This is a genomic window from Halocatena marina (genome assembly GCF_023276375.1).
In the GTDB taxonomy this organism is placed as follows: domain Archaea; phylum Halobacteriota; class Halobacteria; order Halobacteriales; family Haloarculaceae; genus Halocatena; species Halocatena marina.
Genome location: NZ_JALLPK010000003.1, coordinates 73,311 through 86,037 on the forward strand (window position 1 = coordinate 73,311; position 12,727 = coordinate 86,037).

At 55.9% G+C, this 12,727-nt stretch carries 9 protein-coding genes and 7 pseudogenes; 5 read left to right on the plus strand and 11 right to left on the minus strand.

The annotated features are described in order from the left end of the window. The first annotated feature begins 5 nt into the window (after positions 1–5). Together MW898_RS21135 and sod are read left to right on the plus strand one after the other, a co-directional pair. Entirely contained in the window at positions 6–1,478 is a 1,473-nt protein-coding gene (locus MW898_RS21135) for an amidase (protein ID WP_248910289.1), read from the plus strand. A gap of 250 nt (positions 1,479–1,728) precedes the next feature. Continuing rightward, positions 1,729–2,339 (plus strand): annotated as a pseudogene (gene sod / locus MW898_RS21140) (superoxide dismutase [Mn]). A 535-nt stretch (positions 2,340–2,874) separates the two neighbouring features. Here the strand turns inward: sod and MW898_RS21145 are convergent. Further along, a pseudogene (locus MW898_RS21145) lies at positions 2,875–3,225 on the minus strand (Glu/Leu/Phe/Val dehydrogenase); the annotation flags it as partial. Here MW898_RS21145 and MW898_RS21150 point away from each other — a divergent pair. Further along, positions 3,226–3,981 (plus strand): annotated as a pseudogene (locus MW898_RS21150) (peroxidase family protein); the annotation flags it as partial. It lies immediately after the preceding pseudogene. Here the strand turns inward: MW898_RS21150 and MW898_RS21155 are convergent. The 3 genes and pseudogenes from MW898_RS21155 to MW898_RS21165 form a co-directional block, all read right to left on the minus strand. After that, positions 3,891–4,568, minus strand: a pseudogene (locus tag MW898_RS21155) (PLP-dependent aminotransferase family protein); the annotation flags it as partial. The pseudogenes MW898_RS21150 and MW898_RS21155 sit on opposite strands and share 91 nt — an antisense overlap. After that, the gene (gene hemL, locus MW898_RS21160; protein ID WP_248910290.1) at positions 4,565–5,911 is read right to left on the minus strand and encodes a glutamate-1-semialdehyde 2,1-aminomutase; all 1,347 of its coding nucleotides are present in this window, start codon (positions 5,909–5,911) and stop codon (positions 4,565–4,567) included. The pseudogene MW898_RS21155 and the gene hemL, both read right to left, overlap by 4 nt. Positions 5,912–6,033: 122 nt before the next feature. After that, on the minus strand, positions 6,034–6,621 hold the full coding sequence (locus MW898_RS21165) for a protoglobin domain-containing protein (RefSeq protein ID WP_248910291.1): 588 nt from the start codon (positions 6,619–6,621) through the stop codon (positions 6,034–6,036). A gap of 95 nt (positions 6,622–6,716) precedes the next feature. Here MW898_RS21165 and MW898_RS21170 point away from each other — a divergent pair, with 95 nt between their 5' ends. Beyond that, positions 6,717–7,049: a winged helix-turn-helix transcriptional regulator gene (locus MW898_RS21170; protein WP_248910292.1), complete on the plus strand. Its 333-nt coding sequence runs from the start codon at positions 6,717–6,719 to the stop codon at positions 7,047–7,049. Positions 7,050–7,273: 224 nt separating this feature from the next. Here MW898_RS21170 and MW898_RS21175 read toward each other — a convergent pair whose 3' ends face one another. From MW898_RS21175 to MW898_RS21190, 4 genes and pseudogenes are all read right to left on the minus strand, one after another. Further along, on the minus strand, positions 7,274–7,759 hold the full coding sequence (locus MW898_RS21175; protein WP_309242256.1) for an MFS transporter: 486 nt from the start codon (positions 7,757–7,759) through the stop codon (positions 7,274–7,276). Between the two features lie 12 nt (positions 7,760–7,771). Then, positions 7,772–8,056, minus strand: coding sequence for an MFS transporter (locus MW898_RS21180; RefSeq protein WP_248910294.1), 285 nt, complete (start codon positions 8,054–8,056; stop codon positions 7,772–7,774). 117 nt (positions 8,057–8,173) lie between these two features. Further along, positions 8,174–8,728: pseudogene (locus tag MW898_RS21185) on the minus strand (MFS transporter). Positions 8,729–9,330: 602 nt separating this feature from the next. Beyond that, positions 9,331–9,759, minus strand: a complete 429-nt coding sequence (locus tag MW898_RS21190; protein WP_248910295.1) for a DUF488 domain-containing protein — start codon at positions 9,757–9,759, stop codon at positions 9,331–9,333. 288 nt (positions 9,760–10,047) lie between these two features. On the opposite strand from MW898_RS21190, the pseudogene MW898_RS21195 reads away from it, so the two are divergent. Beyond that, positions 10,048–10,369: pseudogene (locus MW898_RS21195) on the plus strand (DMT family transporter). A gap of 181 nt (positions 10,370–10,550) precedes the next feature. On the opposite strand, the gene MW898_RS21200 reads toward MW898_RS21195, so the two are convergent. From MW898_RS21200 to MW898_RS21215, 3 genes and pseudogenes are all read right to left on the minus strand, one after another. Continuing rightward, on the minus strand, positions 10,551–11,513 hold the full coding sequence (locus tag MW898_RS21200; RefSeq protein WP_248910296.1) for a PLP-dependent cysteine synthase family protein: 963 nt from the start codon (positions 11,511–11,513) through the stop codon (positions 10,551–10,553). A 173-nt stretch (positions 11,514–11,686) separates the two neighbouring features. Then, a pseudogene (locus MW898_RS26270) lies at positions 11,687–12,109 on the minus strand (nucleoside deaminase). 208 nt (positions 12,110–12,317) lie between these two features. Then, positions 12,318–12,650 carry a DoxX family protein gene (locus MW898_RS21215; RefSeq protein ID WP_248910299.1) on the minus strand — a complete coding sequence of 111 codons (333 nt, stop codon included), beginning with the start codon at positions 12,648–12,650 and terminating at the stop codon, positions 12,318–12,320. Positions 12,651–12,727 lie beyond the last annotated feature (77 nt).

Genomic DNA, 12,727 nt, shown 5'->3' on the forward strand with positions numbered 1-12,727 from the left:
GAGACATGATCAAACCCACAGCCGTCTCGGTACGCGACCTTGCGTGTGAAATTATGACTGGAGGGCAGACTCCTCTAAATTTCCTTGAGTCAGTTCTTGATCGTATTGAGGAAATCGATGAGTTGAACGCGTTTATTACGGTAACCGAAGAATCGGCACGGAACCGTGCTCAAATGGCCGACGGTGCAGCCGAACGTGGTGACGATCTCGGCCCACTCCATGGCGTGCCGGTCGAAATCAAGGACCTTCGGACTCGAAAGGCGAGGGTCCGGCATACGATGGGACTCGCACCGTTGACTGATAACGTGGCCGACGACGATTCCATCACGGTTGAGCGGCTGGAAGCCGCAGGAGCAGTGGTCGTCGGAACGAGCAATACGCCAGCCCTCGGTCACATCATCAAGACGGAGAACAAGCTTGTCGGAGTGACTCCGACACCGTTCGACCATGACCGGTCCGCTGGTGGGTCTTCCGGAGGGTCTGTAGCGGCGCTTGCGGCCGGTGCGGTACCGCTCGCGACCGGATCAGACATCGGTGGCTCACTCCGAGTGCCCGCCTCCTGCTGTAACGTCGTCGGGCTGAAGCCGACGTTCGGACTCATCCCCGAGCGCGTCCCCCGTGATGGCTTTAATACACACTCTCCGTTTTTTGTTGGTGGACCAATGCCACGGACAGTCGAAGATACGGCGGTTTTGCTTGATGTCCTTGCGGGCCAAGATGACCGTGATCCATTAAGCGTTCCTCAACCAGAGACAGACTACACGGGAGCGACTGATCGACCAACTAATGAGCTATCAGTTGCGTATAGCCCGAATCTGGACTTGCAGCCGGTCTCACCGGTGGTGCGTGAAATGGTCGACGACGCTGTTACAGAGTTGGCGGCTGCTGGCGCTACTGTTGATACTGTCGACATCTCACTGCCGTCTTATGAGGACCTGTCGATGGCGTATGTCACACAGGTTGGCGTCTTTTTCAGTGCGTTCGCCAAACATCTCGGAGACCAATACGGCATCGACTTTGCGACCGCCGACGTCGAAGACACAGTACATTCGACGATTGCATTAGGAACGGAAACAGACGCTGCCACCGACCGGTTACAGAACGTACCTCGCACTGCTGCATACGAGGAAATTCAGGACACATTGGCTGGCTACGATGTCCTCGTGACACCAACTCTTACTGTTCCACCATACAGTAAGCGTCTCGCTGACGGCTATCCAACGGAGATTGACGGACACTCAGTGATGGGTGTCCCGACAGACGTCATGTTGACATGGGTGTTTAACATGACCGGCCACCCTGTGGCATCAATTTCCGCCGGAATTACCGACGATGACCTCCCTGTTGGAGTGCAGATTGTTGGCCGACAATTCGCCGAGGAAGACATCCTGAGCGTCGTCTCTGCGATGGAGCGAGTCCAGCCCCGAACAGATCAGTATACTAACACGCAAATAGAGTGTCATTATTGGATAGTCTAGTGTTCGGAGTTGCTTGGGAGCTTCTCGAAAGCCAAGATAGTACCTATATAGACTTTCACACGAAATACACGGAGGATCAGTCGAGCATCAAACAATTCCCCGATATCCTGGGAAGATAACTGTACAGGTCGCCCTGTTGATCGGGACTACTATCGGAGTCATGGTGAGATATTCACTAAGTGTAACAATTCCATCAATATTTGATTTCAGCAAATGGTTATAATGAACGGGGCACAACGTCTCAAGTACAATGTCCGAGCAATCCGATCCCGAACTGCCACCGCTCCCGTACGACTATGATGCACTCGAACCGCACATTTCCGAGCAAGTGTTGGCGTGGCACCACGATACCCACCATCAGGGTATGTGAATGGCCTGGATAGCGCCGAAAAGACGCTGGCGGAGAACCGCGAATCAGGCGACTTCGGTTCCTCCGGAAGCGCGATGCGCAGCGTCACTCACAACGGCTGCGGCCACTATCTCCACACGTTGTTCTGGAACAATATGTCGCCCAACGGCGGCGGCGAACCTTCCGGCGGTCTCCGTGAACGCATCGAAGACGATTTCGATTCCTACGAGGGCTGGAAAGGAGAATTCGAGGCTGCCGCGAGCGCCGCTGGTGGCTGGGCTCTCCTAGTGTACGATCCGGTCGCCAAGCAACTGCGCAACGTTGTGGTCGACAAGCACGATCAAGGCGCGCTCTGGGGCGCTCATCCCGTCCTTGCGCTCGACGTCTGGGAGCATTCCTACTACTACGACTACGGCCCGGATCGGGGAAGCTTCATCAATGCTTTCTTCGAGGTCCTCGACTGGGAACACGCGACCGAGCAGTACGAGAAATCCGTCGATCACTTCGAATAAGATTATCCAGATCACCAGGTTGAGTAGGCGGCGTGCTTTGGAATCGTCCGAGACGGCAAAAAACCATCTCGTGATGACGAGGGAGCAGATCTCTCGAACCACTTTCCCTCGAGGCGGTTCACACTATAGCGCTCCACACATCAATGAGTCACGCTTGCACAGGATTGGATGTAACTCGCAACGTGGCTGCACCAAAGCCAAAGGCGATCGAACTCATCAGTATAACAAATTCCGCGTTTGCATTCTTCGTATCAAGAAGAAGTGTGAGTAGCGTGAGTGTCCCGGACATCACACACATGAAAGCTCCTACCAAGAAGCTCGACACAATAAAGAAGGGATCGGTAAAGCTCACCACGCCGAATTCAGGTTCGTAGATGCCAATCACGCTGAGTGTAAACCCGATGAATAAATACCCGAATAAGCAAACAACTACAGCAGTGGTGCCGAGCGATGACAGTCGGAATATCCGAAATAGTCCTCGCTCAAGCGGAGTTGATGGCTGCCGAGTTCGCCTGAGTGGAGGTTGACCCATCTGTTACGGCCACAACCCCCGGGCCTCGTGAATCTCAGCGATTCGAGAAAGCGCGACGATGTAGGCTGCATCACGCCAGGTGACATCACGGCTTTCGAACTCTGTTTGGACGTCACGCCAGGCGACCTGCATCTCCACTTCGAGTTCATCATTCACCCGTTCGAGCGACCAGGCTCGACGATTAATGTCTTGAAGCCACTCGAAGTAGCTCACCGTAACTCCACCGGCGTTGGCGAGAATGTCGGGAATCACTGCAACATCCCGTTCGGCGAGCATCGAATCTGCTGTCGAGGTGGTCGGACCGTTTGCTCCTTCGACGACGAGATCCGCAGCAATCGCTTCTGCGTTCTCTTGAACTGGGAGGTGAACGAATCGGAGCAGTTAGAGGGAGTACTCGCGACGCTGGAGGGGATCCGGAGGGACTTCAACAGCTCACGATCCGATGGCACGCGTGTCTCGCTTGCTGACCTGATCGTGCTGGGCGGCTCAGCGGCCGTCGAGAAGGCCGCATGAGACGCCGGATACGACGTGACTGTACCATTCGAACCGGGCCGCACCGACGCTACACAGGCCCAGACCGACGTCGACTCCTTCGAGGTGCTCGAACCGAAAAACGATGGGTTCCGTAACTACCTCGGAGACGAGCACGACCGCTCGGCGAAGGAGTTGCTAGTAGACAAGGCTGATCTCCTGAATCTGACGGCAGACGAGATGACGGTTCTGGTTGGCGGAATGCGTGCGCTTGGTGCGAACTACAAGGGATCCGAGCTCGGCGTCTTCACTGACCATCCGAAAACGTTGACCAACGATTTCTTCGTGGACCTGATCGACATGGACTACGAGTGGGAAGTGCCCTCGGAATCCCAGAACATCGTGGAGTGAGAAGCGTCTTCCGAAGCCCACGACATTTATGAGGTGCGTGATCGTGAAACGGGCGAAGTTGAGTGGGCGGCTACCCGTGTGGATCTCATCTTCGGTTCGAATGCCCGACTCCGAGCCATCGCAGAAATCTACGGATCGGGCGATGGATGTTTCCCGGCTGCGACCAGCCCGGTTGTGTGTGCGATATCCGCCAGATGCAAGGCATCGGCCACGTCGGCAGCCTCCTGAATCCGCCCGAAATCGATATGGCGTAGATACGCTGAATACCCAGAGATATTCATGTCTGGATCGAACGTGTTGGCGATCTCCGCAAGCTCGTCATAGTCGAGATATCCCGTTTCAGGGTCAACGTGGTAATGCTCGACATCGAACAGCTGGCCGCTGAAATTCGCTGGATGGCCGTGGCTGAGGTGGCCGCCGTGAGCGAGGTCTAGTGAGAGAATACGATCACCCGGATCCAACACCGCGAGATAGACCGCTTGATTGGCCTGAGTGTCGGAATGCGGTTGGACGTTGACGTGGTCGGCACCCCACAGTTCCATAGCGCGGTCGATTGCCAATTGTTCGAGTTTGTCGGCGTGCTCACAGCCGGCGTAGTACCGCGCCCCAGGATAGCCTTCGGCGTACTTGTTAGTGAGCGCGCTACTCTGAGCTTCTAAAACCGCCTCAGAGACGTGATTCTCGGAAGCGATCATCGTAAGCGTCCAACGTTGGCGGCGACGCTCATCAGTGAGCGACGCAGCAACCTCTGGGTCTTGGTCTGCGACTGCGGGGAACTGTTGCAATTCGTCGGGGGTCGATTGTCTCTGCGTCATGATGTGAGGATGTCTTGGTAGGCCTCGAGTGTCCGCTCGACGTCGGCTTCAGTGTGCGCGTAGCTGAGGAACTGACTCTCGAACTGGTTCGGAGTGAGCAGTACGCCATGCTCGGCCATCGCGGGCCAGAACACCCGTTTCCACCGGTCGGTCGCACCGGCCGCGACATCAGCACCGGTTTTCGGACATGTCTCGAACCGTGGACAGTCGCTCCGTTGCTCGCAGCCGCTCTGGCAGTGATCTGTCATCTCTGGCGGAGCATCACGCGTGAAGAGCAGTTTGAACATTGAGTCCGTCCCGGCGACAGTGTAGGCAGGGGCGTGGTCTTCGACAATATCCTCCAACCCACCTCGAAGCTGCTCACCGAGCTCGTTCACGTGCCCGTACACGTCGTTCTCCTCAGCGTACCGGAGCGTTTCAAGTCCGGCGGCCATCGTCACCGGATGGCCGTTGAACGTCCCGGACTCGAACACCTCCCCAGTCGGCGTGAACCCCTGCATGATCTCGGCCCGGCCACCGATTGCCCCGACTGGGAATCCGCCCCCGACGATCTTTGCGAACGTCGTCAGGTCCGGCGTAATCCCGTACTTGCCCTGTGCGCACTCAAGACCGCCGACGCGGAAGCCCGTGATCACCTCGTCGAAGATCAAAAGCGCGTCAGATTCGTCACACAGATCCCGGAGCGTCTCGTGGTACCCTTCGACCGGGGTAACGATTCCGTGATTGCCCAGTAGTGGCTCGGTGAGGACGGCCGCGATGTCATCGCCATGGCGCTTGAAGACACTCCTCACTGCCTGCTCGTCGTTGAACGGGACCGGCAGCGTCTGTTCGGCGAACGCCTGTGGAACGCCAGCGCTGCTTGGACGCGGTCGTTCTGGCGTGCCTTCGACAAGGAATGACTCGTGGCCGCCGTGGTACCCACCTTGCATCACGACGATTTTCTCGCGTCCGGTGTGGCCGCGAGCCAGACGGACAGCGGCCGACGTTGCTTCGGTTCCGGAGTTGACGAAGCGAAGCGTCTCGACCGATTCGACGTGCGACGCGATGAATTCTGCGAGCTCGATCTCGAGTTCGGTTGGCGCACCGTACATCGGTCCCGCGGTTACCGCCTCCTCGATGGCTTCACGAACTGGCTCGGGGAGATCGTGACCAAGTAGTAAGGGCCCGTATCCCATGATGTAGTCGAGATATTTGGTTCCGTCTGCGTCAACGATGTGGCCCCCCTCACCGTGATCGACGAACGCTGGCGTCGGCTGCGGATCGGCCCGAACAGGCGAGTTCACACCGCCCACCAGCGAGGTAAGCGCGCGGTCGTACAACCGCTGTGAATGCGATCCCGTCATTGTTCGATGTTACCCTGTTCGAATCTACTAACGTGTGCTATGGTGTCCGGCAGGCGTGCCAACCACTCTTGAAGCGACGCGGAGTGGTCCTCATGTTCGAGGATGTCATTCAAGCAGGACATCTACCAGTCTTCCTCGGCGTAGGGGTAGCTCCAGAGCGCAACCTGTAGCGTGACGGATTTAAACCACGCATGATACATCGCATTGACCTCTTCGGTACTGTGGTCACCGTCATCAAGGAAATCTCGAATCGTGGCGGTGATCGGGTAGATGAATGCGATGACGTATCGGAGGTCGATGTTCGGCACGGCGTCGACGTCGTCAGTCTGGTTCTTCTTTGTTCGATGATGCCGTCGAGCGATCTCGAACTGGTAGTTCAGCCACTCTTCGTCGTACGGCGTGTCACAGGTATCCCGAATCCATTGTACGAATCGGTCACGCACACGGTCGAGATACTCATCAATTGGCTCTCCGTCGGGCTGGCTGAAATAATAGACGAGGAAGTCGTGATCGGCGACGAAGCCGTACCAGACATCAAGGATTTCGTCGCCCTGTGGTCCGAGAATGTCACCAGCTTCCTGAAGGTGCTCCTCGTCCTCCTCGGTGAACATCACGGTCTGCTTGAGTTGGTCGAACTCGTCCATACTGATCGGGGCCTCTTGGACTGAGTCTTCGCCCATCGTGTAGCCGGGGATCTGGTCGTTGCTCATCTGGAATCACCTCTATGGTGCTACTACGCTTGGGGCCTAAAATGAAGTAGTTATTTTGAAGGTAGTAGCTACGATAGAGTGAACCAGGTAGTCTCATGGGAACAGAATCAGAGACCGGACTTCCGGAACCGACCGAGTGGAGTGGCATCTGGGAAGTGCTCGGCTGTAAGTGGACGTTTCACATCCTGCGATTGCTCGCCCGCGGAGATGCACAGTTCAATCAGATCAAACACAGTATCGACGGGATACCGGCAAGTACCCTCTCGACCCGGCTCAAGAGCCTGCAGGAAGAGGACGTCGTCGTCCGAGCGGTCGATGAGTCAGCGACGCCTCCGACTGTCTCCTACTCGTTGACTGAGAAGGGTGACGAACTCGCCGGGATTATTACGCAGATCGAGGAACTCGAACAGCGGTATGCACACGACTGACTACAGTTGTTCCGTGCTATGGTCGTGGAGAAACGTTCGATGACGCCAGTTCTGTGACGGAACACGAACTGTTTGCTACTCGCCGACTACGCCACCTCGCCAGCGATGATTCCAGCTTGAGTTCGGTACGATCCGGCTCGATTTCTGCTCAAAGCCTGTCTCAGCCCTCCATTGAGCTAGAACGAATGGGGCGCCGGCAGCGTCTGGAAGCCGGACGTTCTCGATCAGTCTGTCGTTGGATCGGGCATCTCTGAACTGGCGTCCCTCGCAGTGGCGAACTGCGGGATATTGAAGGCACAGTAGAGTGCGATACTGCCAACGAGTGCGGAGACGACGAATGCGGCTGAAAGGCCGTGTGAGAGAGCCTCGGCCGCCCCAGTCGGGGCAGTATCAGCTTTAAACAGTGCGCGTTGGAGGTCACCAAGGGTCGAAACGCCGGGAACGGCCGCCAGTTGACTGCGAATGAGTGCGTTCATGATAAATCCAATCATGGACACACCGATCGCCCCACCGAGTTGGCGAAAGAACTGCTGCGAGGAGGTTGCGAGCCCCATCTGTTCCGACCTGAGGTGATTCTGGATTACGGTAAGTAAGGGCGGCGTCACTGTGCCCATCCCAAAGGCGACGAGTACAATGACCACGAGTGACGTCGCTGGCGTCCAGAACGCCGCGGCAACGAAGCTACCCACGATACACGCAGACCCGATAATCGAGAGCCGACGTTAACCAACTCGCTCGGTGGCTCGTCCCGAGAGGAAACTCATTCCGGACCATCCGATCGAAATCGGAACGACGGCGATCGCTGAACTGTTCGCGCCACCGTGGATGCTCTGGACGAACAGTGGGATGTACGTCAGCTCGGCGAACACGACGGAGCTCGTGAGGAACCCGGCAGTGATGGTTGCGACGAACACCCGATCACCGAACAACGAAAGCGGAATGATCGGTTCGCTCGTACGGCGCTCGGCTACGCAAAATCCGATGAGGGCGACGATACTGGCTGCCATAGCGACGCCAGCAATAACGGGGTGGGTTTAGCAACTCGAGACCGAATAGTAGTGTGCCGACGCCAATTGCGATGGCAAGTGCGCCAGCGTAATCGATGTGTCCGTCGGCTTCGACCGTCATTCTTCGAGGGTGGTTGCGATGAACGCTACCGCGATGATCCCAATCGGAACATTCACGTAAAACACCCATCGCCAGCCGACTGTGGTGACGATTACGTAGCCGAGGGGTGGCCCGAGTACGCTCGCTATTCCCTAGATTGAACTCCCCAATCCGATTGCTTGGCCACGCCGCTCTGGCGGGTAGATCACGCCGAGGATAGTGTATGGAAGCGCGAGCATCGCGCCGCCGCCGATCCCCTGTACTGCACGGAAGGCGGTGAGTTCGGTCATACTCCCGGCGGCTCCCGAGAGGACGCTACCGGCCACAAATGTGAATATCCCAACGTAAAAGAGCCGCTTCCTGCTGTAGGCGTCGGCAAGGCGACCGAACAGCGGCATCGTCACTGCTGCGAAGAGCATGTAGGTGGTGAAGACCCACGAATAGAGTTCGAGCCCATCGAGTGAGGGGACGACTGTTGGCATCGCGGTTGTCACGACGGTCCCGTCGACGGCAGCGAGGAATATTCCGAGCAGGACACCAACAGTCACAAATCGCCGTTCCCGTTCGTCCACGAACTACACCTTTTCGCCATCGGGATTGGTATTCAACCGGTAGCTAGTAAGACTATCCATAGCGAGGATACTTGATTCGGCTACTTTAACGATAGCCTTCTGGGTTAGTGTACTATCCTGAAGATTGGTGGAAGAGGCGGTATGTAAGAGCCAGTCGAGAACGAAGGATAGTGGTCCGTACCCCCTGATGTAGTCACAGTACCGATTACCGCCGGTATCGACGATGTCGCCGCCTTCACCGTGAGCAACAGATGCTCACGTTGGCTGTGGATCAGCGCGCACCGGTGAACCGACACCGCCGACCAACGACTCGAGTGCGCGATCGTACAGTCGGGACGGGGGCTGTCGTTTCGATCTTGTGTCATATTCTCTTTTCACGGTGGTCTCTGAAGCCGCTGCTGAAATCCACTTACCAATCTCCGTCGTGTACGTAGAGGGAAGCTCCAGAGCGTCACCTGAAGCACGACAGCTTTGAACTATGCATGATACATCGCGTCAACCTCGTCGGTACTCATTCGTCGTCGAGGAAGTCTCAAATCGTTCCGGTAATCGGATAGAGCAACTCGAACGGTGGTACGCCCACGATGACCTACCGACTACAGCTAGTCAGTGAGGTATTCTCGGAGAAGCGTTCGATGACATCGTTTCTGAGTGGTGTTCTCGAAACAGACTAGGATGAGATGCTCCTCGTTACGAAGTCGATCGGTGAGTTCAGCGACTGCGTCTTGAGCATCCGCAGTTTCGGTGAGATGTGATCGGTACCGGTCCTCGAATTCGACCTCGTCCCAGGCAGCATTATGGGCCCCTTCGTCACATAGTCCTTGCATCTTGAAATCCTCGTGACGCTGTTTGAACTCATCGAGAAGATCTGGCGGGGGGCCAAGTGCGGGGTAGTTCTCGTCGATCGTTGTTCTGAACCAGCCGGTTGGCCGTCGAACTACCCCCACGAGCGTGGCCTCCGTGGGAATGTCTACGAGATCGTGCTGCAACGCTGCGACGTACGTATCCTCGAGGAGGTCGGTCGTGGTCATGATCTCTGTCTTGGCCGTTCGACGCCCAGAGTAGTCAATCCCCCGGTGGACGCCTGTGCTTCAATCTAGTGGGGCTTCTGTGATAAGACGAGAGTCGAGGATACGATCGGCCTATGCTGTCGAGGCCGTTCAACAGCCAGGATGACCGACATCGACTATACCAGCGGATTGATGCACTGCTGTCAGAGTGCAAGCCAAATAGAAATTACTCGTCCAGCAGGTGTCACATTGAGAACTGTTCCTCGATATCGAAAATCTTAGTCCGATTTGTGAGCAAAAAATAAGGGAATGTCGTGGCTCGTTCTCTTCGTCGCTGGTCTGTTCGAGATAGCTTGGTCGGTCGTCTTGGAATATTCTGACGGTCTCTCAAAACCGATCCTGACAGTGGGCACAGTCATCGCGCTCGTCATCAGTATGGTGTTACTCACCAAAGTGATACAAGACCTGCCGATCGGGACCGCGTATGCTGTCTGGACGGAGATCGGCACTGTCAGAACCGCTTCGCTCGGTATCGTCCTATTCGACGAACCTGCGACGAGTGTCCGCCTCCTCCTCATCCGTAATCGTCTTCGGAATCATCGGCCTCCAACTCGTCTCTGGAGGGCACTAACAACACGGCTCAAGTGTGTCATAAACTCTCCGCAGGGAGTGATTTCATCCACGTTCCGGTGAACCGCCCTCTCAGTAGATCTGAGTAAAGACCGACCGATAATCATAATATTTAATATGTTAGTAGATTGTATCAATATAAATTCCAGATAACGACAGTGAGTTTCGAAAACCGCCTCGATTCAACAGAGACAGAACGTCGACTCTTCGAGTCCTTCGTACAGTCCGCCGGAGAGATACTTGAGCCCGGTATCGCAGGCGACTGTAACGACAGTGGCATCTGGATCACGATTGGCGGCGATTTGCTGGGCAGCTGTAACGTTCATCCCAGTACTCGTTCCAACGAGTATTCCCTCTTCCTGCGCTATCTCGCGGACACACTTGATGCCGTCCTCATTCGGGATTGTGTACACCCGATCGTAGGCGTCGTCGTCAACCAGCGGTGGTGACCCGACAATTGCCGTCCCCTGTACACTGTGTTCACCAGTCGTTCCCTCTGTGAGGACTGGAGACTCCGCAGGCTCGACGACGGAGATTCGAACATTGGCATCGGCGCCACGAAGTGCTCGCGCAGTACCCATCGCACAACCACCAGTACCGACGATCATAACGAACTCATCGACATCGTGCCGCTGATTGAGAATCTCGTTCCCGAATGCCTCGTACCCGTCGAGCTGGTCATGGTTCTCGAACTGGTTAGTGAAGTAAGCGCCAGTCTGGTCACGGACCCTCAGTGCTTCTTCACGGAGGTCGTCGAACAGTCCATCGTGTGCGGTTCCATCGGGTGTTTCGACGAGGTTGACCTGTGCTCCAAGCGCGCGCATCGAGGCAATCTTCTCGTCTGCGACGCAGTCTGCTGTGACGACGTGAAACGGATGTCCGAGAACGGCACAGACGAATGCGAGACTCGTACCGGTGCTTCCACCGGTGAACTCAACGACGGGATCACCTGGCTCAATGTCTCCCCGCTTCCGGGCAGCCTTGACTATGGCAAGTGCCATCCGGTCTTTGAGACTTCCCGTAGGATTGGCTCCCTCCCATTTCACCGAAATCGATGCCCCTTCTTTGGGACGAAGTGATGGAAGATCAACCATCGGTGTTTCACCGATTGCCTCTAACGTGCTCAGATAGTTTCGAGAGCCCATACCGGGATAATTATTAGTCTAGGAGTTAGAGATACCGGTTAGATTGCTCTGTAACAGTTGGATTGGGCTTCGGTCACTGCTTTCCCTATACTAATCATTCATTGGACGGCGCATAGCGGTGTGTGAATTCTTCTATAACACCTCACGGATCGGCAAATTGGCGTTCGGAGGAGTCACCAGTCGAACTCCTGGTGAATCTGGCGGCCTTCATTGTTCAAAATGGGTCCGACAACGTCGCTGATGCCATCTAGGATATCCGCGGAACGGACCGTTGGCTCGTTTCCTGTGAACGCCGCGATTTCATCAGTTTCAACACTGTAGACGACGCGTCCGAACCCAACTGTCGTCATCCCGCCAGCACACATCGGGCAGGGTTCAGTGCTCGTATACATGACCATCGTAGACCGCTCATCGGCGTCGTATTCTCAGCACGCGCGGTACGCGAGATGGAGTTCGGGGTGGCGCCGGATATCGTCGTCCGTGATCTCGTGGTTCGAATCGCTCATGATGACTGTATCGTCGCGGACGAGCACGGAACCGAACGGTTCATCGCCACGAGCGGCAGCCTCACGCGCGAGCTCGAAGGTCTCGCGCATATGTGCGTCGCGACCAAACTCGTCAAATTTGGGAGTAGTCACAGTTGTATCGTAGTCTTTGCGGATAAAGTACTTGTTTGGAACGTCGAGTAGTGTATCGTTTGGTCGGCGACAAATCCTATCAGTTATCCTATCTTTCGGGGAGTGATGACGTTGGTTGTCGTAGCAGAAACGAAGTGTATGGCTGCTCGCTGGCTACGCATCCTCGTCAGCGATGATTCCAGAAATCGTGCATCGTGGGTGTGATACCGAAGAACAACACAACGATTACCGTGGCTGTGAGGCACGGCGCGCACCAGAGCATAACCCCAACACTACCAAGTAATAACATCCCACTCGCCGCCGGGACGAGAATATCAGAAAGCGGTACGTCCTTCGCGTCGGCATATTCGATGCGACCGTCTAGTTCGCGAAGATTCTCGGTTGTTGTATAGGTGAGGACGCCTCTGTACAGAAACCGCCGAGTCGTGACGGAGCCATCAGTGGGCTCCGTTCGCGATCGACGTCGACCGATTGTACGTTGTCCAACGTGTCTACTCATTATCGAATGAGGTTAAGGATTAGATGATGTTGTCTCACATCCCTAGCTTGGAACCTCTCGACAAGAACTGTTCGAAG

Excerpts from the sequence above, each read along its gene's own strand:
- MW898_RS21135 (WP_248910289.1), top strand. The coding sequence starts at position 6 with ATGATCAAACCCACAGCCGTCTCGGTACGCGACCTTGCGTGTGAAATT.
- MW898_RS21200 (WP_248910296.1), bottom strand. The coding sequence starts at position 11,513 with ATGGGCTCTCGAAACTATCTGAGCACGTTAGAGGCAATCGGTGAAACA.
- MW898_RS21180 (WP_248910294.1), bottom strand. The coding sequence starts at position 8,056 with ATGGCAGCCAGTATCGTCGCCCTCATCGGATTTTGCGTAGCCGAGCGC.
- MW898_RS21170 (WP_248910292.1), top strand. The coding sequence starts at position 6,717 with ATGGGAACAGAATCAGAGACCGGACTTCCGGAACCGACCGAGTGGAGT.
- MW898_RS21190 (WP_248910295.1), bottom strand. The coding sequence starts at position 9,759 with ATGACCACGACCGACCTCCTCGAGGATACGTACGTCGCAGCGTTGCAG.
- hemL (WP_248910290.1), bottom strand. The coding sequence starts at position 5,911 with ATGACGGGATCGCATTCACAGCGGTTGTACGACCGCGCGCTTACCTCG.
- MW898_RS21215 (WP_248910299.1), bottom strand. The coding sequence starts at position 12,650 with ATGAGTAGACACGTTGGACAACGTACAATCGGTCGACGTCGATCGCGA.
- MW898_RS21165 (WP_248910291.1), bottom strand. The coding sequence starts at position 6,621 with ATGAGCAACGACCAGATCCCCGGCTACACGATGGGCGAAGACTCAGTC.